Origin of the sequence: Microbulbifer sp. SH-1, from assembly GCF_011326135.1 — a bacterium.
Taxonomy (GTDB): Bacteria; Pseudomonadota; Gammaproteobacteria; order Pseudomonadales; family Cellvibrionaceae; genus Microbulbifer; species Microbulbifer harenosus.
Map to the genome: position 1 here is coordinate 1,886,294 of NZ_CP046948.1, position 26,789 is coordinate 1,913,082.

Here is a 26,789-nt window from a genome sequence, read left to right on the forward strand (position 1 = left end):
GGGAAAAGAAAACCATAAGGACAACAACCGATGAGCGAGAAAAAAATACTGCCGCTGGTGGCCATTCTGAGAGGCATTACACCGGAAGAAGTGATTCCTGTAGCGGACGCCATTTATCAAGCCGGCTTCCACTATATCGAAGTGCCGCTCAACTCCCCGCGCCCGCTTGAGAGTATCGCCAGGCTGGTTGAACATTTCGGAGACCGGGCCTGCTGTGGCGCCGGCACGGTAACCGCGACGGCGCAGGTCGAAGCCGTGGCCGAGACCGGGGCCAGGTTGATTGTCTCCCCCAACTGCGATCAGGACGTGATCCGCCGCACCATCGCACTCAAAATGGTGAGTATGCCCGGTATCCAGACCCCCACCGAAGCCTTCTCGGCGATTGCCGCCGGTGCCCGATACCTGAAACTGTTTCCCGCGGTCAACCTCGGCCCTGGCTATGTAAAAAACCTGAAAGCGGTACTGCCGGGTGACATAGATCTGCTCGCGGTAGGCGGTGTCAATCTGGACAGCATGCGCGAATTCTTCCTCGCGGGTACCCGCGGCTTTGGTATCGGCAGCGATCTGTACAAGCCGGGGAGAACACCGGAAGAGGCCGCGCAGGTGGCACAGCAATATATCGAAAAATATCACTCCATTTCACAACAATAACGAACCGATTCCGGTGAGGTAACACATGGCGTTGACGAGTCTGGATATAACCGTATTCGCGGCATACTGCATTTTATTAATGGGCATAGCCTGGTGGGTCTCGCGGGAAAAAGCCGGCCACCAGCGCGACAGCTCCGACTATTTTCTCGCGGGCAATACCCTGCCGTGGTGGGCCATCGGTACTTCGCTGATCGCCTCGAATATTTCCGCCGAGCAGATCATCGGCATGTCGGGCTCCGGCTACGCCATCGGTCTCGCCATCGCCTCCTATGAATGGATGGGTGCGATCACGCTGATCATTATCGGCAAATATTTCCTGCCTACGTTTCTCGACAAAAAAATCTACACCATGCCCCAGTTTCTGGCGCAGCGCTTCGACCAGCGGGTACAGCTGGTGATGGCGTTTTTCTGGCTGGCGGTGTACACCTTTGTGAATCTCACTGCGGTGCTGTACCTGGGGGCGCTGGCGATCAAAACCATCGCCGGTATCGATATGCTGTACGGTATGCTGTTCCTGGCATTGTTCTCCGTAGCCTACTCTCTGTATGGCGGCCTTAAGGCAGTGGCATTCACCGATATCCTGCAGGTGGCACTGTTGGTGTTTGGCGGTCTGCTGGTGACTTACCTGGCCCTCGACACCATTGCCGAGGGCAATGGCGTGATCACCGGGTTCGGCATGCTGTTGGATCGGGTTCCGCAGAGCTTCGACATGATTCTGTCGCCGGAGCATGAAGACTACGTGAGCCTGCCGGGTATTTCTGTTCTGGTTGGCGGCCTGTGGGTAATGAATCTCTCTTACTGGGGCTTCAACCAGTACATAACCCAGCGCACCCTCGCGGCTAAAAGCCTGCGCGAAGCACAAAAGGGGATTACGCTGGCGGCCTTTCTGAAACTGCTGATGCCGGTGCTCGTGGTGCTGCCTGGCATTGCCGCCCTGGTACTGGCGCCAAACCTGGAGCGCCCGGACCAGGCCTACCCGGAAATGATGAAACTCGTTCCCGCCGGCCTGCTGGGCCTGACCTTCGCCGCGCTGGTCGCCGCCATTGCCTCATCCCTCGGTTCCATGGCCAACAGCATATCGACCATTTTCACCATGGACATCTACCGCCAGCTGGTACGCCAACCGCCCAGTGAAAAACACCTGGTTACCATTGGCCGCATTGCTGCCCTGGTCGCAATGGTGATTGCGATGATTATCGCCCAGCCGCTGCTCGGCCAGATGGAGCAGGCATTCCAGTATATCCAGGAATTCACCGGCTTCTTCACCCCCGGGGTCGTGGCCATTTTCCTGCTGGGTTTCTTCTATAAAAAAGCCAACGCCACCTCGGCACTGGTAGCCGGCATCAGCTCGGTGGTGCTGTCCGCACTGGCGCGCATCTATTGGCCCGAGCTGCCATTTATGGATCGGGTGGGGCTGGTGTTTGTGGCCTGCCTGGTTCTCGGCATGCTGTTTGCCGGCAAAGAGCACTGCGAGAAGGCCATTCACGCAGAACAGGTGGATTATTCCACTAGCAGTGGATTCAATATCTCCGCGGTGTGTATCAGCCTGATTCTGGTCGCGCTTTACTGGGCCTGGTGGTAACAGGCCCACGGATTTCCCAATTTTTTTCCCTTTTCTCCTACCGCAATCATCTCGCAGGAGATTGGCTCCCGGCATGCCGGGAGCCCTTTTTATTCTTCCCTTCACCCTTTATCCGCTTTTAACAATGGCTTGACCAGATCCAGCGGCAGGGGAAACACAATCGTTGAGTTCTGATCCCCCGCGATATCGATCAGCGTCTGCATATACCGCAACGTAATCGCATTCGAATTTTTGGAGAGCTGGTCCGCCGCTTCAGTAAGCTTCGCCGCGGCCTGAGCCTCCCCCTCCGCATGGATCACTTTCGCCCGCCGTGCGCGTTCTGCCTCTGCCTGCTGTGCAATGGCGCGGATCATACTCTCGTCGAGATCGATGTGTTTGATTTCCACATTGGTCACCTTTACTCCCCAGGCGTCCGTCTGCTCGTCGAGAATTTTCTGGATATCAATGTTGAGCTTGTCGCGCTCCGAAAGCATCTCGTCGAGCTCGTGTTTGCCCAGCACAGAGCGCAACGTGGTCTGCGATAGCTGGCTCACCGCTTCGTGATAGTTTTCCACATTGATGATCGCCGACTGCGGGTCGACAACCCGGTAATACACTACCGCGTTGACCTTTACCGACACATTGTCCCGGCTGATCACGTCCTGGGTGGGAACATCCATTACCACTACACGCAGGTCCACCCGTTCCATGGTCTGGATGACGGGAATGATGATAATCAGCCCCGGTCCCTTCACCGCCTGGAAGCGGCCGAGAAAAAATACCACCGCGCGCTCGTACTCGCGCAGGATGCGGATCGCGTACATCACCACCAGAACAACCGCGAGAATCGCCAGACCGGCAAAGTAACTGAGCATAAACGTCTCCTTGTTTGATTATTCCGGCACTACCTGCAACAGCAATCCCTGCTCCGCCGTCACCTTCACCAGCTGACCTTCTGTCAGCAGGTTGTCACAGCGTGCACGCCAGATCTCACCGTCGATTTTCACCAACAATTCCGGTTCCACCACCGACACCACCGCTGTGCGTCCAACCATCGCCTGATTGGCGGCGACAATGGGCTTGCGCAGGCTGCGGCCGACCGCGTACAGAAATCCCAGCAGCGCCAGCCCACTAATTGCAGCAATGGAGCCGATCATCGTCTTGGAAATCCGCATCCCCGGCACATCACTGTCGATCAACATGACCGAACCGATCACCAGCGCAACAACCCCGCCAATACCCAGCGCACCGAAACTCGGCACAAACAGTTCCGCCGCGATCAACAGGGCCCCCACGATAATCAGTGCCAGACCGGCGTAATTGATCGGCAGAACCTGCAGCGCATAAAACGCCAGTAACAGACAGATAATACCCACCACGCCAGGTACAATCGCGCCAGGGCTGTAGCCTTCGAAAATCAGCCCGTAAATGCCGATCAGCAACAGAATGTAGGCCACCTGTGGGTTAGTGATGAGGGACAGCAGTTCGTTGCGCCAGTCCGGCTCGTAGGACACCACAGGAAGCTCGGCGATGGTTCCAGAAATTTTCTGTTTCCCGGAAGGCAATATCACATCCCGATCGGCTAGCTGCTGCAGCAGCTGCTGCTGATTGTCCGCCACAATATCCACCACGTTTTCGGCACGCGCTTCTCTCGCGGTCAGGGTCGCGGCATCTCGCACAGCTTTTTCAGCCCAGTCGGCGTTGCGCCCGTTGCGGTGGGCGAGCCCGCGGATATAGGCGACGGAATCATTGACGACCTTGCGCTCCATCGCACTCCCCGGATCGCGTTCGCGTTTTTTCGGTTCGCCGTTCTGCTCGCCTTCTTCGCCCGCCTTGTCCTCGGACACCTCCGGCGCTTTTGCCGGCGGCTCCTGTTGGCCTGGCATACCGCCGATCTGTACCGGAGTGGCGGCACCAAGAGTGGTTGAAGGCGTCATCGCCGCCACATGGCTGGCGTAGAGAATATAGGTTCCGGCGCTGGCAGCGCGGGCTCCGGCGGGGGTGACGTAGGTAACGTAGGGAATGTCTGAGGCGAGGATATGCTGGATGATGTCCCGGGTGGCCGCATCCAGCCCTCCAGGGGTATCCATATTCACGATAAAAAGTCGCGCACCGCCCTTGCGTGCCTTGTCGCTGGTGCGAATCAAATAATCCGTGGTCGCGGGACCAATGGGGCCGCTGATCGAGAGCTGCGCAATATGTGGGCCCCGCTGCGCGGCGGCCGGCTCATTGTTCTGCCCTTGCGGCTGCGCCTCCTGCGCTACGCAATAGGTAAAGCAAAGCTGCGCCAGCAGCAGCAAACAGGCGAGCACTCCTTTCGACAACCGCTTGTTCATGTCCGTGATCCGGGATGCGAAAAGGCCGAAGAATCACAAGCGTAACAGAATCGCAGAAAGGCAAAGGGGAAAAGGCGCCGGATACAGACGAAGATTGCCCGTATCCGGGAACGGCGTTGCCGCAGATCAATCTGCGGTCAGATAGCGTCGGGCAAACTTGGGATCCACTTTTTCCAGATCCACCACCACCAGCCCATCCACCGAATCGCAAAAGTCCGGATCGATATTGAACGCGTGAAAGCTGGTGCCACCGGGAACGGTCACGGCGGTGTATTTTTTGAAAAGCGGGGGCAGTACCACACCTTCATCTTTCAGGATCTGCTTCAACTGCCGCATGTCGTCGTCGGCATCACCGGTCAGTGCCGGCAGATCCGCGCGCGCTTCCACAAATGGCAGGCGCGCATTGCCCATTGGCGCTTCGGTCGCAAAGTGATGCAGAAAGTAGCGCACGATGGCGGATTTGGCGCGGCGCGAGAAATTACCGGGCATGGACACAGGGCCGAACAGATAGCGGCGGTTGTTGCGTTGAATCCACTGCCCGATACCACACCACAATAAATCGAGCCCACGGCCGCGCCAATAGTCCGGCAGCAGAAAGCTGCGGCCCAACTCGGCAGAAGCCGGCAGGCATTCGTCTGGTGAGCGCGCGTAACTGAACAGGGTGGTACTGTAGATCCTGTCGGCATCAAGACCATCGGTGCTCACCAGGCGGTAGGCGCCGGCGAGACGCTGGTTGTCTTTGTCCCACAGCAGCAAGTGATCGTACCAGGCGTCAAACGCATCCCAGTCGCGGCTGTTGCCGGTGCCCTCGCCCACGGCGCGGAAGGCAATTTCCCGCAGCCGCGACAGCTCGCGCATTACCACACAGTCCGGTTGCTGCCGGTAGAGTTTCACCTCGAACTCTCCCTGCGCCACCAGAGTTTCGCAGCGCGCCAGTACTGCCGCTACGTCCGCAACCGCTTCCGCCGCGGCAATCGGCTCCGGTGCCAACCCCTGGGGATTTCTGTGCAGACGATAGACCTGTTTTTTCCAAAGCTTGGCCTGTGCCCGCGGCGCCATGGGCCAGTTGCGGTAGTGCTCAGGCGACACCGGAGTGCCGATGCGAATGTCGATTCCGCGGCGCACCTGCTTGAACATCTCCCGCACCAGCCACAGCGTCGACAGCGGCTTGTTGACCATAGATAGGCCGTACCACCACAACGAGTTCCTGCCGCGCACCTGCACCGGCAATATCGGTGCACCGGTTTTGTCCGCAAAGCGGATAAAGCCCGGGTTCCAGTGGCCATCGCGCACTCCCTGCGGGGTCAGGCGCGATACCTCTCCGGCGGGGAAGACGATGATGGCACCGCCGGCGCGCAGGTGGCTGTAAATGCCTTCCACGTCTTCGCGGCGGGTGCGGCCATTGAAGTTGTCCACCGGCAACAAGTAGCTGCGCAGGGGTTCGATATTCCACAGCAGCTGGCTGGCAACTGCTTTTACATCTTTTCGCACCCTGGCCACCAGGTCGATCAGCGCGAGCCCATCGAGACTGCCCAGCGGATGGTTGGATACAATCACCAGCGGTCCGCTGGCGGGAATTCGCTCCAGTTCCGCCAGATTGACGTCGTAACGGAAATCGAAGGAGCGAAATACCTGGCGGATAAAATCGAGCCCCCCCAGGTGCGGAAAGTGTTTGCCGAACTGCTGAATCTGCTGTTCGCAGCAGATTTTTTTAACCGTGGCGGAAACCAGACGCCGCGTGGGACTTTTCGGCGCGGCGCTGTACCAGGGGTTTTGCTGTAACAGATTTTCAAGATGAATCATGCGGCGACAGCCTCGGTCATGATGCGGGCAATCTTGGGCGCGCGGTGCCAGTGCAGAATGTTCAGGGCACCATCCTTTTCCTCCACTACCGCAGTCATGGAGTCGACCCAGTCGCCGCAGTTGGCATAGGTAATGGCCTGGTCGCGGGCGGCGCTGTGGCGGATACCTGCGCGGTGAATGTGCCCGCAAATAACGCCGTCGAATCCGCGGCGGCCAGTCTCGCGGATCGCCACTTCCTCGAACTTGTTCATCATGCGACGCGCCGCGTTCACGCGGTTTTTCACATGGTTGGCGAGCGACCACCACGGCTTGTCGAAGCGGCCGCGCCAGTAGTTGATCCAGCGGTTGATTCGCAGCATCAGGTAATAGCTATGGTCACCAATGTGGTAGCTGACCGGATGGATTTCGATGTGGTGTTCAAACTGGTCGCCGTGAGTCACCCAATAGCGTTTGCCGTCAGCGGCGGTATGGGTCCACTCGCGCTCTATGCGGATGTTGCCCAGGCGCTTGCCCGCCCAGCTGCGCATGGGGGCGTCGTGGTTGCCGGGGACGTAGATGATTTCAGGAACGCGGGTGCTCAGGTCAGACAGCATTTCCAGCAGCAGGCTGGAGGCATGGCACCAGCTCCCCCTGCCCTGTGACACCGCCTTCATATCGAAAATATCGCCCACCAGGTACACCGTGTCCGCGGAGTTCTGCGCGAGAAAATCCGCCAGTCGCTGCGGCTCGCTGTCCCGGCTGCCCAGGTGAACATCGGAGATCCACAGGGCGCGATATCGATTACTCATTGGCATGTCCCGTCGTCAGTTAAGGAGATCGTTTTGGGAAATCCTGATGACGGAAACTTTGCTTGAGTTTTCTTACAAATCGGCGGCTGTTTCTTGAAGCTTCTATGTCAACCGGGCAGATTGGAGAAAACCGGTGACAAAAATGCTCAGGTCGGGGAATACAAGTCTAATTTCGCACCCGCTGAATGGCCTCCAGGCGGGAAACACTGTCGAGATAATCTTTCCAGCTGGCCTGCAGCTCGGCGGTCTGGTATTGCTGATACTTCTCGCGGTCCAGCCACAATACCCGGGTGCGCGCCCGGCGCAGGTCGATCAATGGCAGCCCGTCAACGGCCGCCGGGCCCAGTTTGAACACGGAGCCCGCACGCGAGTTCTGGATCATGTCGCTGACGATGGTGAGATGCACATTCTCCGCCGCGGGATCGAAGTGGTTCAGCGCCGCCACATCCGACAACGCTTCGAATATGGGAGATACTGGCTGGTCCCCGCGGGCAACCGCACTGGCAATTGCCCGGTCCAGTGGCAATTCGAAACGCTCGCGGTACAGTGCCTGTACAAATTGCCGGTTCGCGGTCAGTGCGCTCACATCCCGGCCCGTGTTGGGTTTGCACAAATCGACCACCGGTTCCGAAAGACCGTTGTAGTGATCGTCCAGTACAAAGACCGAAAAGCGATCATTGACCGCAGCCTTGTCCAGTAGCCCCGCCAGATGGGTTTTCAGGAAGTGTGCCTGATAGGCAGAGAGGGTATCCGACGCGTCGATCACGACGATGTACTGTGCAAATCGCGGCAGGCTGGAATTGCACAGGGATACCGGGTCGTAATTTCGCTCCGGGGCGCGCAATACCGTCAGCGCAAACACCGCCAGCAGCGCGAGAATGGTAAGGCTTACGGCTATCACAGCGAGACCTTTGCGATCCTCCGCTGAAAAACGGCTTCTGTGCCGCGCGCGGCTTCTTGCTGCTGCCATGGTGTCACGCTCTCCGCAGGCCGTGATCCAGCTCGAGCTTGTCCACCAGTACAGAAAGGGTGTGCTGGATTGCTTCACAGCGCTGATTGACGGTCGCGATACCTCGGTCGTATACCTGATCCAGTTCCGCCATCAATTCTTCAAAGGTCGCGAGATCCCGTTGGTGCTGTTCCAGGCCCGTGGTATTCAGGCGCGGCAGCTTGTCCAGCTCAAAGCGCAACAATTCACCGAAATAGGCGGCGCGACGGTTCAGCATGCGTGTGGAGTAAGACTGGTAGTAGCGCACCAATTCATCCAGCAATCCCTGCGCTTTGACAATGTCTTCCTGATAGTGGCGATGAATTTCCTCACTGCGCTCAATACTGGCTTTGAACTGGATAAACTGCGCGCGCAGGGCCTTCTCTTTCTCCGCCAGCATTTCATGCAGTTCGTCGGCCATCTCATTGACGCTTTCGATCGCGTCCTCGTGGGCCTCGGCCCAGGCCTGCTGCAGGCGGCGCACCCTTCGCGTGATCGCGGTGTATCCGGGGTAGCGGTCATCTACAACAAATAACTTGGCGCACAGCAGCATCAGCGCAATACCGCTGACTACCACCATGATCCAGGAATTGAAATCATCGATCGCAAGTGGCTGCGCACGCAGATGTTGGATGGCGAGCTGCGAGGCGGTAAAGGGGTCCTGCTCCAGCGCCTCGCGGTAGTGCCCGACCCCCAGCACGAAAACGACCGCAAGTGTGACCACGGCCGCAAGCATCATCGCGGCAATCGTTTTTCTCGCCAGGTTTACATGGAAGCAGTTCCTGAGTGAAACCGCCAGAATCGCGGCAAATCCGAGGTTAATCAGGGAAATGATGAATGCCTGAAAGAATCCTCCCACCAACCCAAGCTCACTTCCCCGGGAGAGAAAAAAGGCATTCAGCATTGTTTCGAGAATGACGATAAAAAAGATGACGGAGTAGTGCATCAGCTTCGACTCACGATACTCCGCTTCGCGGGTGAGCCCGTTGCGATGGCGAAAGATCTCCAGGTCCATACGCAACGCGGAGTAATCCTGCGCGCCGCACTTGAGCCCACTGATCAGACTTGCCAGGCGGCCGCCGATTTTCTTCTCCACCAGGGATTCTGCATTTTTCAGCTCCTGATAGAGCTGGCGAATTTCTACCCCGCTTCGGTCCGCCAGTTCCCGGTCCAGTTCCGACTGTCGGTTTTCATGCACTCTGCCAATGACCTCGCGCACCACATAAGCGCGCAGGCTCTCTTCGCTCTCTGTGTGGTTGCGGCGGTCCACCTCCGGGATACCCGCTTTGACGTCGCGCTCAACACGTTGTTCGATCTTGAGATCGGAGATAGCGGTTCTGATGGCCGGTATTGAATTCATGCAATCACCTAAAAACTTCCACTACATTTTAGGTTTCGGAAATTTCCACGCCCGCCGCGCGATTCCTCCCACAGCCCGGATCGCGAATGGGCGATCGACACATTCCTCTAATCAGATTAGTTCGCCGCCGGTCGTCGTCAGCGCCATTGCGACAAACCGTTACCAAAATGCAAAACGCCGTGCCAGAAATTCCACTCTACGCCACGGCTCCCCATGAATAGTGTGGAATCAGACGCAGCGGCCGGAGATCAGTATGGATTGGAAAACAAAAAAAACGGGCTGTTGAGGCCCGTTTTCTGAGGGTGGCTTGTGACGTCCGGCTCGTCGGACCGTCACTCGGAATCGACGGGGGGGCGCAAAGGGGCGGGAAATGGGAAATGGGCAATCTTGTCGCCCTTCACTTCATGCACCTTGCCGACGCCCTCTTTCTCCACCTCATCGATCCGCACGATGCTGTGCAGAGGAATGTAGGAACGCTTCACCGACGCGAATTCGCTTTTCAGCTTTTCCTCGCTGGGGTCCACCACCAGCTGCGACTTCTCCCCGAATACAAACTCTTCCACCTCGATAAAGCCATACATCTCGCTCTGGTAGATGGCGCGGGCGTAGAGCTCGAATACCTGGTTCTGATTGAGAAAAATAACTTTGTAGATTGGGTTGGCCATGAATATCTCTGAAAGAGTGCGCAGGAGTCGGAAAGCGCCGCTGAATTCTAAGGTCGGGATAGATTCGGAACCAGCCGCTGGGCGGGCCCGGCCCCCGAAAAAGCGCGGAAGGTTATCACTGTAACCAGCCCCCGTCTATGCAGCCCCCGGGGCGGCCGGTATAATGCCCCACCTTCTAAACTGACCAGTTTTTAACCAGGCTCACTATGTCTTCTCCAGCGTCCGAAAAACCGGTGAAAAAGCTCTTCATCAAGACCCACGGCTGCCAGATGAATGAGTACGACTCTGCGCGCATGCGGGACCTGCTGGGCGAATCCCACCAGATGGTGCCCACGGACGATCCGGAGGAGGCAGACGTACTGCTGGTGAATACCTGTTCTATCCGCGAGAAGGCACAGGAAAAATTGTTCCACCAGCTGGGCCGCTGGCGGCACCTGAAAGAAAAGAATCCCGACCTGGTCATCGGTGTCGGCGGCTGTGTGGCGAGCCAGGAAGGCGAGGCAATCGCCAAGCGCGCGCCCTATGTGGACCTGGTATTCGGCCCCCAGACCCTGCACCGCCTGCCGGAGATGATGGAAACCCGTAAACAGAACACCGGCGCCATCGTGGTGGACGTGTCCTTCCCGGAAATCGAAAAATTCGACCGCCTGCCCCAGCCGGAAGCGGACGGTGTGAGCGCATTCGTCTCCATCATGGAAGGCTGTTCCAAATACTGCACTTTTTGCGTAGTGCCCTACACCCGCGGTGAGGAAGTTAGCCGCCCGGTGGCGGATGTGCTGGAAGAAGTGGCCCACCTGGCCGCTCAGGGTGTGCGTGAAGTGAACCTGCTGGGCCAGAACGTAAACGCCTACCGCGCAGCAGGTGAAGATGGCCAGATCGTCGATTTCGCCGAGCTGATCACCTACGTGGCCGCTATCGACGGCATCGACCGTATCCGCTACACCACCTCACACCCGGTGGAATTTTCCGATGCGTTGATCGACGTGTACGCAGAGGTACCGGAACTGGTCAGCCACCTGCACCTGCCGGTCCAGAGCGGTTCCGATCGTATCCTGATGGCCATGAAGCGCGGCCACACCGCGCTGGAATACAAGTCGAAGATCCGCCGCCTCAAGGCCATCCGCCCGGATATCTGCCTGTCTTCCGATTTTATTGTCGGCTTCCCGGGCGAGACCGAAAAAGACTTCGAAGCCACCATGAAGCTGATCCAGGACGTGGGTTTCGATCTGTCTTTCAGCTTCATCTATTCTCCGCGCCCGGGCACCCCGGCGGCGGACCTGCCGGATGACACCCCGGAAGAGGTCAAGAAACAGCGCCTGCAACTGCTGCAGCACCGCATCAACCAGCAGGCCGCGGAGATCGCGCGCCGCATGGTGGGCAATGTGGAGCGGGTTCTGGTGAGCGGTGTGTCCAAGAAAGACCCGGGGCAACTGCAGGGTCGGACCGAGAACAACCGTGTGGTCAATTTCCGCTGTGACCAGCTGGATCTGATTGGAAAATTCGCGGATGTGTTGATTGAGGAGGCGCTGCCGAATTCGTTGCGTGGAACTCTTCTGTCATCCGAACTTGATGGTCCACTGAACTGATTTCGGGGTCCCTATTCGGAAGGTCCCGTGGCGGTCCTGCTACCGATTGCCCTTCGCGAGACACGCCGTGAACCCATCCATGGGGGCTCTTCCGCGAGGTCCCTCTCGCGGAAGGTCTCGCGAAGGGCAATCAGTATCAGAACCTTCAATTCCGACGTCCGCAGATCCTAAACACATTGATTCGTCATACTCACCTGTTATAAGCCGCGAGACCGGTTAGAACCCAATCGTCACAATCCAACCTTTCCCATATCGGCGAAATGGGTATAACCTACAGACAGAACCCATAGACGAAAGGTGAACGGAAACCAATTTGGAAACACAAGCTCTCGCTCACAGCATCACTCTTGAGCCCAACGACGCCCGCCGCCTGGCCAATCTCTGTGGCCAATTCGATCAACACCTGCGCCAGATTGAACAGCGATTGAATATTGAAATCCGCAATCGCGGCAATGAGTTTGCCATTTACGGCAATGCCAGCTCCGCCCGCGCCGCCGGCGAGATCCTGAGCAACCTGTACAAGGAAACCGGAGCGAAAGACAGCCTCACTCCGGACGAGATTCACCTCGCCCTGCAACAGTCGGGGGTCGAAGAACTGGTGGATGCGCGTCAGACTGCCGCGGAAGGCGAAGGGGATCAGGTTGTCCTGATCCGCACCAAGAAGTGCAGTGTGCGACCGCGCGGTGTCAACCAGCGCAAATACGTGCGCGCCGTTCAGACCCACGATATCAACTTCGGCATCGGCCCGGCCGGCACCGGCAAAACCTACCTGGCGGTAGCCTGCGCGGTAGAGGCGCTGCTGAAAGACGAGGTCGAGCGCATCCTGTTGGTGCGCCCGGCGGTGGAAGCCGGTGAGAAACTGGGCTTCCTGCCCGGTGACCTGAGCCAGAAGGTCGACCCCTACCTGCGCCCCCTCTACGACGCCCTCTATGAAATGCTCGGTTTTGAGACCGTGGGCAAACTCATCGAGCGCAATGTGATCGAGGTGGCGCCGCTCGCCTACATGCGCGGGCGCACTTTGAACAACGCCTTCGTGATCCTCGACGAGAGCCAGAACACCACCCGCGAACAGATGAAGATGTTCCTGACCCGCATCGGCTTCGGCTCCACTGCGGTCATCACCGGCGACCCCAGCCAGATCGACCTGCCTCGCGGTGCCGCCTCCGGTCTGCGACACGCCATCGAGGTGCTGGATAGCGTCAACGGCATCAGCTTTACCCACTTCGGCGCCAAAGACGTGGTGCGCCACCCGCTGGTCCAGCGCATCGTCGAAGCCTACGATGTGCACGAGGCGGAAGTGGAGGCAAAGCAGCAGGCGGAGCGCGAAGCCCGCCGGGCCCTGCGCGCAGCCGGAGAAGATGCGGCCTGACGCCGCGCCCATGAACAAAAGTCAACCCGAACCCTCGCAGCTTGTGCCCGCGGACGTATTTATTGATGTCCAGCGGGCCACGAGCCAGACCGATCTGCCCAGCGACGACGACCTCACACGCTGGGCCGCCGCCGCGGTGGGCAATTGTCGCCCTGAGGCCGAAATCGCACTGCGCATCGTCGACGAAGACGAGAGCCAGGCGCTAAACAGCCAGTACCGCGGCAAGGACAAGCCCACCAATGTACTCTCTTTCCCCGCGGACATCCCCGAGGAACTGGGCCTGCCACTGCTCGGTGACCTGGTGATCTGCGCCCCGGTGGTAGCCGTGGAGGCGGAACAGCAGCGCAAAGCTCCGACCGCACACTGGGCGCATATGGTTGTCCATGGCACACTACACCTGCTGGGTTATGACCATATCGAGGACGATGAAGCCGAGATCATGGAAAATCTCGAAACCCGCATTCTGGCGCAGTTGGGATTCAGTGATCCCTACGCCCCTATTGATGAGCCGGCGCAAGGTGTGCCGGCGGATGAACTTTCAGACGGAACCGACGAGTAACGCGGAGTATGGCCACATCCATGACCACCGACGAACCCCCAAGTAGCTCCTCCTCCAACCGCCCCCGATCGGGAGAGAAAAACTGGTTGGAGAAATTACTGGGCGCCTTTTCCCAAGAACCCAGATCCCGCGATGAACTGCTGGATATCATCAAGGACGCTGCCGAAAACAAGGTAGTGGACGCCGAAGCCCTGTCCATCATTCAGGGCGCGCTGGATGTGTCCAGCCAGCAGGTGCGGGAGATCATGATTCCGCGCTCGCAGATGGTGGTGGTCAGCATTGAGGACTGCCCCAAGGATTTTCTGCCCAAGATCATTGAATCTGGTCACTCCCGCTTCCCGGTGGTGGGCGAAAGCATCGACGACATCCGCGGCATCCTGCTGGCCAAAGACCTGCTGCCGCTGGTGTTGAAAGGCGTGGACGAATTCCGCCTGGAAGACATCATCCGCCCGGCGAATATCATCCCGGAAAGCAAGCGCCTGAATATTCTGCTGCGGGAGTTCCGCGAAAACCGCTATCACATGGCTGTCGTCATCGATGAGTATGGTGGCGTTTCCGGCGTGGTCACCATTGAAGATATTCTCGAAGAAATCGTCGGCGATATTGAAGACGAAACCGATGAGGACGAGGAAGACAGCTATATCCGCAAGGTGAGCGACAATGATTACGTGGTCAAGGCGCTCACCCCCATTGAAGACTTCAACGAGTACTTCGATTGCGGATTCAGCGATGAGGAGTTCGACACCATTGGCGGCCTGGTGATGCAGTCCTTCGGCCATCTGCCGGGACGGGATGAGACCACCAGACTCGGGAATTTCCAATTCCGCGTGCTCTACGCCGATAATCGGCAGATTCACCTGCTGCGGGTCAGTCGCACCGACAAGCCCACTGAAGAAGACGGCTGATGCGCAATCCCTTTTCTTCACTGGCCATGTTCCTGTATCCGCTGGCCGCACTGATCGCAGGCGGCCTGCTGACCCTCTCCTTTGCCCCGTTCGATTACTGGTGGTGCAGCCCGCTCTCCCTCGGGCTGTTCGCCTGGCTGCTGGCGCCCGGTCGCAACGCTGCGGTGTTGAGCGGCAGGCGCTGCTTCGGGCTGGCACTGTGTTACGGCCTCGGTCTGTTCGGCAGCGGCGGCTCCTGGGTGTACGTCTCCATTACCGACTTCGGCAATTCCTCACCGCTGCTCGGGGTGATTCTCACTGGCGGTTTTGTCGGCATCATGGCGGTACTGTTTGCGCTGCCGTTCGCGGTCCTCGCGCGCTTCCGCGCACACCCTGCCTCCTTCGCACTCGCGTTTGCCGCACTGTGGTTTGTGAGCGAGTGGTTTCGCACCTGGATATTTACCGGTTTTCCGTGGCTCTTTGCCGGCTATGGGCATATCCACACCTGGCTGGCGGGCTGGGCGCCGATACTGAGCGTGTACGGCATTGGCCTGCTGCTGGCATTTTCCACCGCGGTGTGCGCGCTGTGCGCGCGCCGCGCCTTCGACTCATGGAAATCGAGCAGCGCCCTGTCCCTGGTGCTCGCCGCGGTGTTGCTTTGGCCCGCCGGCCTACTGCTCGGCAACATCGAATGGACCCAGGCCGATGCGCGCAGCGTGCGCGTGGGGCTGGTGCAGGCGAATATTCCCCAGGAAAAAAAGTGGCTGCCGGAATTTCGCGGCGAGACCATCAAGCGCTACCAGAGCGCCACAGAAGAACTGCACCGCCAGGGGGTCGATCTGGTGATCTGGCCGGAAGCAGCGCTGCCACTGCTGTACCATCATTCGCCGAACCTGATGCAGGCGCTGCAGGACAATGCACAGTCAATCGGTATAGATCTCATCACCGGTATCCTCTACGACACGGAGCAGGATTACCGTCGCGTGGTGCACAACTCGGCGGCGGTCTTTGGCCGCGAGCAGCAGCTCTACCACAAGCGCCACCTGGTGCCGTTCGGCGAGTATGTGCCGCTGGAAGACTGGATTCGCGGCACCATCGAATTCTTCAACCTGCCCACCTCGTTTATCCGCCCCGGACCTGAAGGCCAGCCCCCACTGGAGGCCGGCAGCCTGAGCTGGGCGCCTTTGATCTGCTACGAGATCGTCTACCCGCAACTGGTGGCAAAGAGCAGCGGCGAAGCCCAGGTTCTATTGACCCTGAGCAATGATGCCTGGTTTGGCCGCTCCATCGGCCCACTGCAGCACATGCAAATGGCACAGATGCGCGCACTGGAAACCGGGCGCTATCTGGTACGGAGTACCAATACCGGTGTAACCGCTATCGTCGCGCCGAACGGTCACATTATCGAGCAGCTGCCGCAGTTCGAGCAGGCGACCCTGATTGGCAAGGTAGAGTCGCGCAGCGGCTTTACCCCCTTCATGGTGATCGGCGTGTGGGCTCTGGTGGCACTGGCTGCCCTGATGCTGGCAGCGGCCGCTCTGCTGCAGCGCCGCCCGGCCAGAGGAACCGAAACCGTCTTCGCCCGTGAAATTGCGGACTGAGTTGCGCAACGCGCGCGCGGGCGAGATCAGTGTCCTTCCTGGCTCGCCCCAAAACGGGGCGCCCCTTGCCTCGGTTTGCCGCCCACTTTCACCTCCAATGCCCTGCCCCCCCGGAATATCGCCGCATTCTGCCGCGCCGGTAAAATACGGCTGCTATTATGCTGTGATATTTGCAGCCCCTGACAGCAGCGGGCTGCGCTCTTTGCAGGGATGAGCCGGAAAACACTGCCACCCCGCAATCGGAACCCTTTTTTCTGCACACGCCCGACAATGTGCGGCACGGATGCCAGATTTATGCATTGTTTAATCACCGGCGGCACTGGATTGATAGGCCGTCTTTTTTGCGCGAAATGGCTGGCGCGAGGATACCGCCTCACGGTGCTCAGCCGCGATCCGGACAAGGTGCGCGAGCGCTGCGGAGAAACCGCCGTGGGCGTGCGCGACCTGCAACAGGTGGAAGGGCCTGTCGATATTGTCGTCAATCTGGCGGGCGAAACCATCGCCCAGCGCTGGACCGACGCCCGCAAGCAGGAAATCCGCCGCTCGCGCCTGGAAATAACCGCGCGCTTGGCGCAGTGGATTCTCAGCCTCCCACAACGCCCCAAATACGTCCTCTCAGGTTCCGCCGTGGGTTATTACGGCGATCGTGGCGGAGATCTGTTGAAAGAAACCAGCGGCCCCGGTGGCGGCTTTGCCGCGGAACTCTGCCGCGATTGGGAAGCGGCGACCCTTCCGCTGCAACAGGCGGGTATCTGCGTCGGCATCATGCGCACCGCCGTCGTACTTTCCACCCGCGGCGGCGCCCTGCCGGAAATGCTGCCCGCGTTCCGCCTTGGTGTTGGCGGTCCGATGGGCAGCGGCGAGCACTGGATGAGCTGGATTCACGAGGAAGATATTGTCGGCCTGATGCTGCACGCCATCGACCGGCATCTCTGCACCCCCTTTAACGCCTGCGCACCTGAGCCAGTCACCAACAACAGCTTTTCCCGCCTGCTGGCAAAACAGCTGCACCGGCCCTGTCTGCTGCGCACACCCGCGTGGATGCTCAAGCTGATATTTGGGGAGATGGCCACAGAACTGCTGTTGGCGAGCCAGCGAATGGAGCCCCGCGTAGTGCTCGACAGCGGCTACAGTTTCCAGTTTCCCACTCTGGAGAAAGCCCTGGCCGACTTGTTTGGCCCGGAGAGGGCAAAAGGCAGGGCGCACGCCTCGTCGCGTCCCCGCTGATTGGTCGAATGTCCCCGTCCAAAACGGACCGAGCCCGCACAGGGCGGGCTCGGTTAACGGATTTGTTACTCAGGAAAATTTCCTAGGCTGCCGCACTGCTGCGGATCAATACCTCGTCGAGATAGGTACGCGCCGATTCCGAGGTTACGGGATCAGCCCTGCATTCCATGGGCGCTGAGCCGACCCAGTGGGCGTGCCAGCGGAGCCAGTTGTTGGATATCCCCTCTTCGCGCTGCTCCTGCCGCAGCTCCACAAAATCCGTCTGCTGCGGATCCAGTTTGAATTCCCGCACTATCTGGCCTACGAAGGTTTCGAAGTTCTTGCTCAACTGAGCGCCACTTTCACTGCCAGCAGCCAACAGAACCAGCTGGCGCTTGCCGCGCCGGGTCAACTTGAAACCAATCCACACCGGACGGTTCAGGCGGTTGTGCAATTGAATAGGGGAAAGGGAAGGTGGGATACCCATCATGTGAACATTACCTCGTTTTTTATCTTGTTATTGCGCGTAATTCGGCCATCTGAGGTTCACTCCTGATCGCTCCGGTACCTGGCCGGGTCCGTCCGGCACCCGGATGGTTTCACAAGAAACCTTCGGTCAGGGCGCCCATACTAGTTACTCAGCGCTATCGCATCAAGCGTTGATCCGGAACCTCCGGAGCGAGCCGGTCAGCAATTGCGCCGGCCTGGCAGCGCACGCCAGCGGTACCACTGATTTCCCAAAAGCTCGCGCCAGTAAACCTGGCTGCGCAGCAGTGCCGCCGCACTAGGGAGCCAGCGCAACAGGTGGTTCTCCGCTCTCGGCACCAGTTCCCCCGGGCTGCCCACCGGCAGTGGCCGGACCTGCAGGCCGGCGCGGGCAAAGCTTTCCGCCGCGCGCGGCATGTGCCACCAATGCGTTACCAACAGTACGCTTTCGACTCCGGAATCGTGCAGAAGTGCCGCCGAATTCACGGCATTCTCCGCCGTATTGCGACTGCAATTCTCGCGCCATGTCACCGAACGCTGAAACAGCTTCTCCAGCGCGTCGGCCATCAGATCTGATTCCGGCGCCTTTTCTTCCGCGTAGACCCGCCCACCGGAGACCAGTAACGGCAAGTCCGCCGGCGCCCGCGCGACAGCCCAGGCCACTCGCTCAAGCGTTTCTGCCGAAAGCCGCTCGCTGCCAGTGTCCTCGTTGCGGTAGCGGCCACCGCCAAGAATCACTACTGCGCCCGGCTCCACTTTGGGAGCCTCCGGCTGCTGGCTTACCAGGCGCTGGCCCAGCCAGCCGGAGAACGCGGGTGTCGCACAAATCCACAAAGTGAGGAAGCAGAGAATAGCCAGCGGCAGTGACAGTTTGGCGACAGGGGTGGACGAGGGGAAAAACCAGAACACAAACGCCAACAGCAACCCCACCAGCGGGGCGAAAGGCGGCATGATCAGGGTAGTAAGGGCAGTCTGCAGTTCCATCTTGGCCAGGGTGGCTCCATTTTCGGTGTATGCGCGAGTGGTCTCCGCGCCATCGTGGTGCGGGTGTTCTTCAGTCCGATGTGAGTCCACCACTGATCTGGCGGAAGCAGCCGTAGCCGCAGCGATGGCAGGGCGTAATCTGACTACCAGCGTCCGGCAGCGCGCGGTAGCCGCAGCCGATGCACTGCAGCTCCTCGCCCTCGCCGGCAGTTTCTCCCGCCAGCGCCCAGGGTTCGCCGCGACGGATACAGTACATCAGCGCTGGCCAGGCGGACTTGGTGGGGTCGGCTGCCTCCAACAGCCAATCGCCGGTGCGCTCCTCAAGAGTTTTCAGTTCGCCGCCGAGATCCTTCAGGTAATCCTCTGCTCGATGCGCGTCGTCTTTCAGCCAGGCGCGCAGGAAGGCCGCCTTGCTGGCCGTGAGTTTTTCCACCGCCAGCTCGCCCTCCACCAGTTTTTCCAGATCCCGCCGCAACTCCGCTGTCAGGTCCTCTTCGTCCGATGGCAGGTCGGGTTTTCCCGCTACTGGTTTCTTACTCACCCCATCCCTCCTATAATTCGCCGTTTTCTGGCCGAAAGGCCAGCGCCGTTCACGGCCGGAATATCCCAATAGATTGAGTCACAGAGTATAGGTTCCCCACAGATGGAAGAGCAGTACAACCCCTCCGCAGTCGAAGCCGCCGCCCAGGCCCACTGGGAGAGCAACAAAAGCTTCGAGGTGAAGGAAGACCACAGCAAGGAAAAGTTCTACTGCCTGTCGATGTTCCCCTACCCCAGCGGCAAGCTGCACATGGGGCACGTGCGCAACTACACCATCACCGACGTGATCTCACGCTACCAGCGCATGCAGGGCAGGAACGTGCTGCACCCCATGGGCTGGGACGCCTTCGGTCTGCCGGCGGAGAATGCCGCAATCCAGAACAAAACCGCGCCGGCCAAATGGACCTACTCCAATATCGACTACATGAAGGGCCAGTTGAAAGCGCTGGGCTTCGGTTTTGACTGGTCCCGCGAACTGGCCACCTGCAAGCCCTCCTACTACCGCTGGGAGCAGTGGTTCTTCACCCGCCTGTACAAGAAAGGCCTGGTGTACAAGAAAAACTCCGCGGTGAACTGGTGCCCCCACGACGCCACCGTGCTCGCCAACGAGCAGGTGGAAGACGGCGCCTGCTGGCGCTGCGGCACCACCGTCGAGCGCCGCGAGCTGGCGCAGTGGTTCATCAAGATCACCGACTACGCCGAAGAACTGCTGAAAGACCTGGACCAGCTGCCCGACTGGCCGGAGCAGGTGCGCACCATGCAGCGCAACTGGATCGGCAAATCCAAAGGCGTCGAGCTCGCGTTCGCGCTGCCCAAGACCATTGCCGGCGTCGACCACTTTGATGTCTACACCACCCGCCCGGACACCCTGATGGGCGTGACCTACGTGTCACTCGCCGCCGAGCACCCCATCGCCCTTGCCTTGGCGGAATCCAGTCCCGAGCTCAAAACCTTCATCGCCGAGTGCAAGAAGCAGTCCATGGCCGAAGCCGACATGGCCACCATGGAAAAGAAAGGCATGGATACTGGCCTTGTGGCCATCCACCCGCTCACCGGCGAAGAAGTGCCCGTGTGGGTCGCCAACTATGTACTGATGGACTACGGCTCCGGCGCCGTCATGGCCGTGCCCGCCCACGACCAGCGCGACTGGGAGTTTGCCAAAAAATACAACCTGCCGATCAAACAGGTCATCGCCCCCGCCAGTGGCGAAGCCATCGACCTGGACAAAGAGGCCTTCACCGAAAAAGGTGTACTGACCAATTCCGGCGGCTTCGACGGCCTCGACTTCGACGCCGCCTTCAACGCCATCGCCGACGGCCTCAAGGCGGCCGGCAAAGGCCGCGTCACCACCAACTACCGCCTGCGCGACTGGGGTGTCTCCCGCCAGCGCTACTGGGGAGCTCCCATCCCCATGTTCAACCTGGCCGACGGCACCGAAATACCGGTACCCGCGGAAAAACTGCCGATCCTGTTGCCGGAAAACGTGGAACTCGACGGCATCACCTCGCCGATCAAGGCCGACCCGGAATGGCGCAAGGACGAATACAACGGCGAAGCGGTCGAGCGCGAAACCGACACCTTCGACACCTTTATGGAGTCCAGCTGGTACTACGCCCGCTACACCTGCCCCGACTTTGAACAAGGCATGCTCGATCCCGAGCGCGCCAACTACTGGCTGCCCGTGGACCAGTATGTGGGAGGCATCGAACACGCCATCCTGCACCTGTTGTACGCGCGCTTCTTCCACAAACTGATGCGCGACGAAGGCCTCGTCAGCAGCGACGAACCCTTCAAACGCCTGCTGTGCCAGGGCATGGTATTGGCGGAGTCCTTCTACAAAGAAGTCGACGGCCACAAAACCTGGATCGCCCCCACCGCCGTCGACGTAGAGCGCGACGACAAAGGCAAGCCGATCAAAGCCATCGAGCGCGCCACCGGTGAAGAAGTCATCGCCGGAGGCGTGGTCAAGATGTCCAAGTCCAAGAACAACGGCATCGACCCCCACGCCGCCGTGCAGGAATACGGTGCCGACACCGTGCGCCTGTTCACCATGTTCGCCGCACCGCCCGAGCAGACCCTCGAGTGGCACGACTCCGGCGTGGAAGGCGCCAGCCGCTTCCTGCGCAAACTGTGGAAAACCGTGCACGGCCACATCGAAGCCGGCAACAGCAGCAGCGCCATCGACACCAGTGCGCTGTCCGACAAACAACAGCAACTGCGCCGCAAAACCCACGAAACCATCCAGAAAGTCAGCGACGACTACGGCCGCCGCCAGACCTTCAACACCGCCGTCGCCGCGGTAATGGAACTGCTGAACGAAGTCACCAGGATTGCAGAACGCGACTCCGCCAACGGCCTCGCGGTAGAACGCGAAGCCCTGCAAGCCGCCATCATGCTGCTCGCCCCGATCACTCCGCACATCTGCCATGCGCTGTGGAAACTGATCGGCAACGACAGCGAACTGGTCGACGCCCAGTGGCCGCAAGTGGATGAAAACGCCCTGGTGCGCTCCACCATCACCCTCGTGGTACAGGTCAACGGCAAGCTGCGTGCGAAGCTGGAAGTACCGGCGGATACCGACAAGGCCACCCTGGAAAAAATGGCGCTGGAAGACGAAAACGTGGTGAAGTTCACCGACGGCCTCACCGTGCGCAAAGTGATTGTGGTGCCCGGCAAACTGGTCAACGTCGTCGCCAACTAATCCGTAAGTGCGCCCGGCAACGAAGCGCAAAACGTGACGCGAAGGACGGGCACCGGGTACGGGTTTTCAGGAGCGTCGCAAACAGGATGTTTGCGCCGCAGCGCCCAGGGATGGGTCTACAGCGGTCCTGAAAACCCGTGCCCGGTGCCTGGCCGCCACAAGGCCCAAAAAGAACGCAACGGACCCCAATGAAAACCACGATGCTCCGCACCCTAGTACTCTTGATCTCAATTACCACGGCAGCCTGCGGCTGGCACCTCCGCGGCGCACCGAAAAACTTCCCTCCCGGCAGCAAGCTTTACATCGCCACCGAAGACCCCAGAAGCGAACTGGCCGAAAGCATCACCCGCCTGCTGCAGACCAGCGGCCTGCCCCTGGCAGAAACTCCGGTCGAAGCCGACTTCACCCTCACCATCCACAAAGAAACCGAACGGAAACGCACCGTCTCCGTGGATGCCCAAGGCCGCGCCTCCGAATACGAACTCATCACCAGCGCCGAATACAGCGTACGCGACAACACCGGACGCGACCTACTCACCAACGCCAAAGCCGACATCTACCGCACCCTCGAATGGGACGACGACGAAGTCGTCAGCAAAGGCGAAGAAGAACGCCTGCAACGGGAAGAAATGCGCCGCGAACTCATCGGCCGCATCATCGACCGCCTGCGCCGCCTCGACATCAGCGCCCCCGTCACCGACAACCCCGCCACCCCCTAACGGCGGGACCAAAAAGACACAAGGGCAACAGAACAGCATGGCTCGCATCACCCCCAGGCAACTCGGCCAAAACCTGCGCCAGAGCATCGCCCCCATCTACGTCGTCACCGGCGACGAACCCCTGCTGGTGCAAGAATGCTGCGACAGCATCCGCGACGCCGCCCGTAAACACGGCTTCAACGAGCGCGACCTGCTGCACGGCGAAAACAATTTCGACTGGGGGCAACTCCTCTCCGCCGCCGGCAGCCTCTCCCTGTTCGCCGACAAAAAAATCATCGAACTGCGCCTGCCCGGCGGCAAACCCGGCGACAAGGGCAGCAAAGCCCTGCAGGAATTCGCCAGCATGGCGAACGACGAAACCCTATTGCTGCTGGTGCTGCCGCGGCTCGACCGCGCCCAGCTCAACAGCAAATGGGTCAAGGCACTGGAAGAACGGGGCGTGCTCATCCAGATCTGGCCGGTGGACGCCAGCGAAATGCCGCGCTGGATACACGAACGCCTGCGCAGCGCCGGCCTCGACGCCGAACCGGAAGCCATCCAGATTCTCGCCGAACGCGCTGAGGGCAACCTGCTCGCCGCCAGTCAGGAAATTGAAAAACTGAAACTGCTGGCCCGGGACAGCGTCATTACCGCCGACACCATGAGCAACGCCGTGGCCAGCTCCGCGCGCTACGATGTGTTCGGCCTCATCGACAAGGCGCTCGCCGCCGACGCGGCCGGCGCCGTGCGTACACTCCAGGGCCTGCGCGCCGAAGGCGTCGAGGCCGCGGTAGTGTTGTGGGCCATCGCCCGGGAAATCCGCACGCTGCTGGAGACGCAACAAAAGCTGGATCAGGGCCAGCCGATCAACCGCCTGGTCCGCATCCAAAAGCGCCAGCCATTGATCCAGGCCGCCTGCCAGCGCCTGCGCCCGCGCCAGCTGGAAAACTTCCTGCTGCGCGCACGCGCGGTCGATAACGCCATCAAGGGCGGCAGGGACATGGACCCCTGGGCGGGGCTGCTGGAACTCACCCTGAATCTCTCCGGCAAGCGCAGTATCTGATTCCGCTGCTGGGCAAGCCGCGCTTTGCCCAACCTACACACAGATACGACGTACGCTTTTGTAGGAGCCTGCCTGCAGGCGAAACGGGCAGAGCTCCGAACCAATCGCCTGCAGGCAGGCTCCTACAGACAAACGCAAAAAAACATCCGCAGATGACCACCGACTTGCTGTAGGAGCCTGCCTGCAGGCGAACACGGCAGTGCTCCGAACCGTTCGCCTGCAAGCAGGCTCCTACAACCGCAGAATTACTCAGCCGAAATCCTGCTTTTCCATCCACGGAATAATGCGTTCGAAGGCGCGCTCGATATTCTCGATGGATGTCGCGTAGCTGAAACGCAACGCATTGCGGCTGCTCTCACCGAAAGTATCGCCGGCGATGGTGCACACGCCGGTTTCCCGCAACAATCGCAGCGCAACATTATTGCCGTTCACCCCCTCCGGCAGTGCGGGAAACATATAGAACGCACCATCCGGCACATACCCTTCCAGAAACGGGGTCTGATCCACCAGTTCCACCAGACGGTTGCGGCGCTTGCGGTAGGTGTCCACCACATCGGCAATAAAACTGCGGTCACCTTTGAGCGCGGCCACCCCGGCCCACTGGCAGGGTGTGTTTGCCACGGTGGTGGTAAACATATGGTAGCGACGCAGTTTGCGAATAGCGCCCTGGCTCGCGATCAGCCAGCCAATGCGCATGCCCGCCATGCTGAACGTTTTGGAAAAACTGCTCATCACCATCACATGATCCAAGTCAGAGCAGCAGGACAACACGCTCGCATAATTGTGATAGCCGCGTTCGTCGTAAATCAGGTGGTCGTACACCTCATCGCTGATCACATAGATACCGCGGTACGCCGCCTCCTGCACGATGGTTTCAACCGTCTCCCGCGGATATACCGTGCCGGTGGGATTGCTGGGTGAATTCAGGACAATCGCGTGGGTGTTGCTGTCGATTGCATCGATCACTTCCTGCGGGTCGAGCTGATGGTGGTTTTCCGCACGGGTCGGGATGTATTTCACGGTACCGCCATTCATGCGGATCAGCGGCGCGTAGAGCATGAAGGAGGGATCGGGCACGATAAATTCCCGCCCCGGCGCGGAGACCGCGGTCAACGCCAGGTAGATCGCCTCGGTGGCGCCAGTGGTCACCAAAATATTTTCCGGCGTAATCGCACGGCCGGAGCGCTCGCTGTAATAATCCGCCAATGCATCCAGCAGCTCCGGTAACCCGGCATCCATGGTATAACCGGTCTGCCCCGCGTTCAGTGCATCCACTGCCGCCTGCACCACGTGGGCTGGTGTGGGCGCATCCGGCTGGCCAATGGACAGGTGGATTACATCCTCCATGGTGGCCGCCAGATTGACCATTTTGCGAATACCGGGCACCGGGATTGTGAGCAGCGCCGGATTCCAGATCGGATCTTCCGACTCGTAAAAATCGAAATCCAGCCGACTCACGGGCTCATCCTCTCAGCCGCACTCTGTGTCGAGTGTTCAAAGAACAAATCCGGGCGTTTATCCGTGAGTGGTGCCGCCAGCTGGTAGGCCTGTGCCGCGCGCAGCACGGCGCTGTCGTTGAAGCGCGCCGCCACAAACTGCAGGCCGATGGGCAGGCCCGCGCGGTCAAAGCCACAGGGTACGGAGATGGCCGGTTGCCCGGTCATGTTGAAGGGATAGGTAAATGGCGTCCACGACGGCCAGCGGGTACTGGGCCAGTCCTCCGGCACCTCGCGCCCCGCCTTAAATGCGGTAATCGGCAGCGTGGGTGTGAGCAGCAAGTCGTATTTGGTGTGGAATGCGGCCATGCGCTCGCACAGCGCCATGCGCTCGTTCACCGCTTCCAGGTAATCCAGCATGGACAGCTGTGCGGCCTTTTCCGAGACCGCCACCAGTTGCGGGTCCATCAGTGCGCGCTGTTTTTTGCCGAGATTCCGCAGCGCATTGGCGGCACCACCGTAAAACAGGTGGCCGAACGCGGCGATGGGATCGTCGAAGCCCGGCGCCACCTCGGTAATTTCCGCCCCCAGAGACGCCAGCAACTCCGCGGCCGCACGCACCGCATCCGCGACCTCGCTAGCCACATCCACATACCCGAGTGTGCCACTGTAGGCAATGCGCACTCCGCGCAGCAGGTCTGTCGGCTCGCCATCGATCGCCGCGAGATAATTGATATTGCGGCGGGGAATGGCATGGGTATCGCGGCTGTCTGCTTCCGTGAGGACATTCATCATTAACGCACAGTCTGCCACCGTCCAGGTCATGGGGCCGGCGTGCGCGAGGGTACCAAAGGGGCTCGCGGGCCAGTGCGGCACCTCGCCGAAACTCGGCTTCAAACCCACCAAACCACAGAAACCCGCGGGAATACGGATGGAACCGCCCGCATCGGTGCCGAGCGCCAGTGGCCCCATACCGAGCGGTACCGCCGCGGCGCTGCCGCCACTGGAACCACCGGCGGTTTTCTCCGGATTCCAGGGGTTGCGGGTGATGCCGTCTACCGGGTTGTCGGTAACACCCTTCCAGCCAAATTCCGGCGTGGTGGTTTTACCCAGCGGGACCGCACCGTTGCGGCGCAATGCGGCCGCGCAGGGGGCCTCCTTGCCCACAGTAGATTTCGGGTCGATGGTTCTGGACCCCTTGATGGTGGGCCACTGGGGTGTGAGAAAAACATCCTTGATGGCAATGGGTACTCCGTCCAGTCGTCCCCGCGGATTCGCAGACTGATAACGCTGTTCAGATTCGCGCGCGAATCGCAGCGTTGTTTCTTCGTCGATCAGGTTGAATGCATTCACGACCGGATTGCAACGTCTGATCTGCGCCAGCATCGCCTTTACCACCTCAACCGGAGAAAAGGATTTTTCCCGGTAGCCCTGCAGCAGTTCCAGTGCCGTTTTCCGAGCCAGATCATTCACGCGCGCTGCACTCCTTTGTTATATGGGTATTCGGTTTTCGCTCTCTCCCAG

General features: G+C 59.9%; 23 protein-coding genes. 11 read left to right on the forward strand and 12 right to left on the reverse strand.

Translation table 11 applies throughout. The features are described from left to right. The first annotated feature begins 30 nt into the window (after positions 1-30). On the forward strand, positions 31-651 hold the full coding sequence (locus GNX18_RS08145) for a 2-dehydro-3-deoxy-6-phosphogalactonate aldolase (protein WP_138234061.1): 621 nt from the start codon (positions 31-33) through the stop codon (positions 649-651). Positions 652-676: 25 nt separating this feature from the next. Beyond that, positions 677-2,233 carry a sodium/sugar symporter gene (locus GNX18_RS08150; RefSeq protein ID WP_138234060.1) on the forward strand — a complete coding sequence of 519 codons (1,557 nt, stop codon included), beginning with the start codon at positions 677-679 and terminating at the stop codon, positions 2,231-2,233. A gap of 101 nt (positions 2,234-2,334) precedes the next feature. On the opposite strand, the gene GNX18_RS08155 is transcribed toward GNX18_RS08150, so the two are convergent. From GNX18_RS08155 to GNX18_RS08185, 7 genes are all read right to left on the reverse strand, one after another. Then, positions 2,335-3,087, reverse strand: coding sequence for a slipin family protein (locus GNX18_RS08155; RefSeq protein ID WP_166216933.1), 753 nt, complete (start codon positions 3,085-3,087; stop codon positions 2,335-2,337). Between the two features lie 18 nt (positions 3,088-3,105). After that, positions 3,106-4,548 carry a nodulation protein NfeD gene (locus tag GNX18_RS08160; RefSeq protein ID WP_166216936.1) on the reverse strand — a complete coding sequence of 481 codons (1,443 nt, stop codon included), beginning with the start codon at positions 4,546-4,548 and terminating at the stop codon, positions 3,106-3,108. 126 nt (positions 4,549-4,674) lie between these two features. Next, a complete protein-coding gene (locus GNX18_RS08165) occupies positions 4,675-6,351 on the reverse strand; it encodes a lysophospholipid acyltransferase family protein (RefSeq protein ID WP_166216939.1) in 1,677 nt (558 codons plus the stop codon). Continuing rightward, positions 6,348-7,139 (reverse strand): UDP-2,3-diacylglucosamine diphosphatase, encoded by a 792-nt coding sequence (locus GNX18_RS08170; RefSeq protein WP_138234056.1) that lies wholly within the window; start codon positions 7,137-7,139, stop codon positions 6,348-6,350. Before GNX18_RS08170 ends, GNX18_RS08165 begins: the two co-directional genes overlap by 4 nt. 166 nt (positions 7,140-7,305) lie before the next feature. Further along, positions 7,306-8,109, reverse strand: a complete 804-nt coding sequence (locus tag GNX18_RS08175; protein ID WP_166216942.1) for a hypothetical protein — start codon at positions 8,107-8,109, stop codon at positions 7,306-7,308. Positions 8,110-8,113: 4 nt separating this feature from the next. Further along, positions 8,114-9,487, reverse strand: a complete 1,374-nt coding sequence (locus tag GNX18_RS08180; protein WP_166216945.1) for a hypothetical protein — start codon at positions 9,485-9,487, stop codon at positions 8,114-8,116. A 332-nt stretch (positions 9,488-9,819) separates the two neighbouring features. After that, positions 9,820-10,152: a DUF1820 family protein gene (locus GNX18_RS08185; protein WP_171018862.1), complete on the reverse strand. Its 333-nt coding sequence runs from the start codon at positions 10,150-10,152 to the stop codon at positions 9,820-9,822. A 206-nt stretch (positions 10,153-10,358) separates the two neighbouring features. Here GNX18_RS08185 and miaB point away from each other — a divergent pair, with 206 nt between their 5' ends. The 6 genes from miaB (at position 10,359) to GNX18_RS08215 (ending at position 17,378) form a co-directional block, all read left to right on the forward strand. Continuing rightward, positions 10,359-11,738 carry a tRNA (N6-isopentenyl adenosine(37)-C2)-methylthiotransferase MiaB gene (gene miaB / locus GNX18_RS08190; protein WP_138234053.1) on the forward strand — a complete coding sequence of 460 codons (1,380 nt, stop codon included), beginning with the start codon at positions 10,359-10,361 and terminating at the stop codon, positions 11,736-11,738. A 313-nt stretch (positions 11,739-12,051) separates the two neighbouring features. After that, positions 12,052-13,107: a PhoH family protein gene (locus tag GNX18_RS08195; RefSeq protein WP_166216948.1), complete on the forward strand. Its 1,056-nt coding sequence runs from the start codon at positions 12,052-12,054 to the stop codon at positions 13,105-13,107. A 10-nt stretch (positions 13,108-13,117) separates the two neighbouring features. Beyond that, positions 13,118-13,666 carry an rRNA maturation RNase YbeY gene (ybeY, locus tag GNX18_RS08200; RefSeq protein WP_138234051.1) on the forward strand — a complete coding sequence of 183 codons (549 nt, stop codon included), beginning with the start codon at positions 13,118-13,120 and terminating at the stop codon, positions 13,664-13,666. An 8-nt stretch (positions 13,667-13,674) separates the two neighbouring features. Continuing rightward, positions 13,675-14,571 (forward strand): HlyC/CorC family transporter, encoded by an 897-nt coding sequence (locus GNX18_RS08205; protein ID WP_171018861.1) that lies wholly within the window; start codon positions 13,675-13,677, stop codon positions 14,569-14,571. Then, complete coding sequence (gene lnt / locus GNX18_RS08210; RefSeq protein WP_240914302.1) at positions 14,571-16,151, forward strand: apolipoprotein N-acyltransferase; 1,581 nt, start codon at positions 14,571-14,573, stop codon at positions 16,149-16,151. Before GNX18_RS08205 ends, lnt begins: the two co-directional genes overlap by 1 nt. A gap of 294 nt (positions 16,152-16,445) precedes the next feature. Beyond that, complete coding sequence (locus GNX18_RS08215) at positions 16,446-17,378, forward strand: TIGR01777 family oxidoreductase (protein ID WP_166216951.1); 933 nt, start codon at positions 16,446-16,448, stop codon at positions 17,376-17,378. 82 nt (positions 17,379-17,460) lie between these two features. On the opposite strand, the gene GNX18_RS08220 is transcribed toward GNX18_RS08215, so the two are convergent. The 3 genes from GNX18_RS08220 to GNX18_RS08230 form a co-directional block, all read right to left on the reverse strand. Continuing rightward, positions 17,461-17,847, reverse strand: a complete 387-nt coding sequence (locus GNX18_RS08220) for a hypothetical protein (RefSeq protein WP_138234049.1) — start codon at positions 17,845-17,847, stop codon at positions 17,461-17,463. A 197-nt stretch (positions 17,848-18,044) separates the two neighbouring features. After that, the gene (locus tag GNX18_RS08225; protein ID WP_240914303.1) at positions 18,045-18,917 is read right to left on the reverse strand and encodes a YdcF family protein; all 873 of its coding nucleotides are present in this window, start codon (positions 18,915-18,917) and stop codon (positions 18,045-18,047) included. Then, positions 18,898-19,368 carry a zinc ribbon-containing protein gene (locus GNX18_RS08230; protein ID WP_166216954.1) on the reverse strand — a complete coding sequence of 157 codons (471 nt, stop codon included), beginning with the start codon at positions 19,366-19,368 and terminating at the stop codon, positions 18,898-18,900. Before GNX18_RS08230 ends, GNX18_RS08225 begins: the two co-directional genes overlap by 20 nt. A gap of 102 nt (positions 19,369-19,470) precedes the next feature. Between GNX18_RS08230 and leuS the strand changes: the two genes are divergently transcribed. The 3 genes from leuS (at position 19,471) to holA (ending at position 23,829) form a co-directional block, all read left to right on the forward strand. Further along, positions 19,471-22,068, forward strand: a complete 2,598-nt coding sequence (leuS, locus tag GNX18_RS08235) for a leucine--tRNA ligase (protein ID WP_166216957.1) — start codon at positions 19,471-19,473, stop codon at positions 22,066-22,068. A gap of 200 nt (positions 22,069-22,268) precedes the next feature. Beyond that, a complete protein-coding gene (gene lptE / locus GNX18_RS08240) occupies positions 22,269-22,787 on the forward strand; it encodes an LPS assembly lipoprotein LptE (protein WP_240914304.1) in 519 nt (172 codons plus the stop codon). 37 nt (positions 22,788-22,824) lie between these two features. Then, positions 22,825-23,829, forward strand: a complete 1,005-nt coding sequence (holA, locus tag GNX18_RS08245; RefSeq protein ID WP_166216961.1) for a DNA polymerase III subunit delta — start codon at positions 22,825-22,827, stop codon at positions 23,827-23,829. Between the two features lie 249 nt (positions 23,830-24,078). On the opposite strand, the gene GNX18_RS08250 is transcribed toward holA, so the two are convergent. Next, the gene (locus GNX18_RS08250) at positions 24,079-25,287 is read right to left on the reverse strand and encodes a pyridoxal phosphate-dependent aminotransferase (RefSeq protein ID WP_166216964.1); all 1,209 of its coding nucleotides are present in this window, start codon (positions 25,285-25,287) and stop codon (positions 24,079-24,081) included. Then, positions 25,284-26,738: an amidase gene (locus GNX18_RS08255; protein WP_138234043.1), complete on the reverse strand. Its 1,455-nt coding sequence runs from the start codon at positions 26,736-26,738 to the stop codon at positions 25,284-25,286. The genes GNX18_RS08250 and GNX18_RS08255 overlap by 4 nt, the downstream gene beginning before the upstream one ends. Positions 26,739-26,789 lie beyond the last annotated feature (51 nt).

What these genes read in the sequence shown, in the direction of transcription:
- GNX18_RS08165 (WP_166216939.1), bottom strand. Translation starts at nt 6,351, where the DNA reads ATGATTCATCTTGAAAATCTGTTACAGCAAAACCCCTGGTACAGCGCC.
- ybeY (WP_138234051.1), top strand. Translation starts at nt 13,118, where the DNA reads ATGAACAAAAGTCAACCCGAACCCTCGCAGCTTGTGCCCGCGGACGTA.
- GNX18_RS08205 (WP_171018861.1), top strand. Translation starts at nt 13,675, where the DNA reads ATGGCCACATCCATGACCACCGACGAACCCCCAAGTAGCTCCTCCTCC.
- GNX18_RS08220 (WP_138234049.1), bottom strand. Translation starts at nt 17,847, where the DNA reads ATGATGGGTATCCCACCTTCCCTTTCCCCTATTCAATTGCACAACCGC.
- GNX18_RS08155 (WP_166216933.1), bottom strand. Translation starts at nt 3,087, where the DNA reads ATGCTCAGTTACTTTGCCGGTCTGGCGATTCTCGCGGTTGTTCTGGTG.
- miaB (WP_138234053.1), top strand. Translation starts at nt 10,359, where the DNA reads ATGTCTTCTCCAGCGTCCGAAAAACCGGTGAAAAAGCTCTTCATCAAG.
- GNX18_RS08170 (WP_138234056.1), bottom strand. Translation starts at nt 7,139, where the DNA reads ATGAGTAATCGATATCGCGCCCTGTGGATCTCCGATGTTCACCTGGGC.
- GNX18_RS08180 (WP_166216945.1), bottom strand. Translation starts at nt 9,487, where the DNA reads ATGAATTCAATACCGGCCATCAGAACCGCTATCTCCGATCTCAAGATC.
- leuS (WP_166216957.1), top strand. Translation starts at nt 19,471, where the DNA reads ATGGAAGAGCAGTACAACCCCTCCGCAGTCGAAGCCGCCGCCCAGGCC.
- GNX18_RS08150 (WP_138234060.1), top strand. Translation starts at nt 677, where the DNA reads ATGGCGTTGACGAGTCTGGATATAACCGTATTCGCGGCATACTGCATT.
- lptE (WP_240914304.1), top strand. Translation starts at nt 22,269, where the DNA reads ATGCTCCGCACCCTAGTACTCTTGATCTCAATTACCACGGCAGCCTGC.
- GNX18_RS08145 (WP_138234061.1), top strand. Translation starts at nt 31, where the DNA reads ATGAGCGAGAAAAAAATACTGCCGCTGGTGGCCATTCTGAGAGGCATT.
- GNX18_RS08175 (WP_166216942.1), bottom strand. Translation starts at nt 8,109, where the DNA reads ATGGCAGCAGCAAGAAGCCGCGCGCGGCACAGAAGCCGTTTTTCAGCG.
- GNX18_RS08215 (WP_166216951.1), top strand. Translation starts at nt 16,446, where the DNA reads ATGCATTGTTTAATCACCGGCGGCACTGGATTGATAGGCCGTCTTTTT.
- lnt (WP_240914302.1), top strand. Translation starts at nt 14,571, where the DNA reads ATGCGCAATCCCTTTTCTTCACTGGCCATGTTCCTGTATCCGCTGGCC.
- holA (WP_166216961.1), top strand. Translation starts at nt 22,825, where the DNA reads ATGGCTCGCATCACCCCCAGGCAACTCGGCCAAAACCTGCGCCAGAGC.
- GNX18_RS08160 (WP_166216936.1), bottom strand. Translation starts at nt 4,548, where the DNA reads ATGAACAAGCGGTTGTCGAAAGGAGTGCTCGCCTGTTTGCTGCTGCTG.
- GNX18_RS08185 (WP_171018862.1), bottom strand. Translation starts at nt 10,152, where the DNA reads ATGGCCAACCCAATCTACAAAGTTATTTTTCTCAATCAGAACCAGGTA.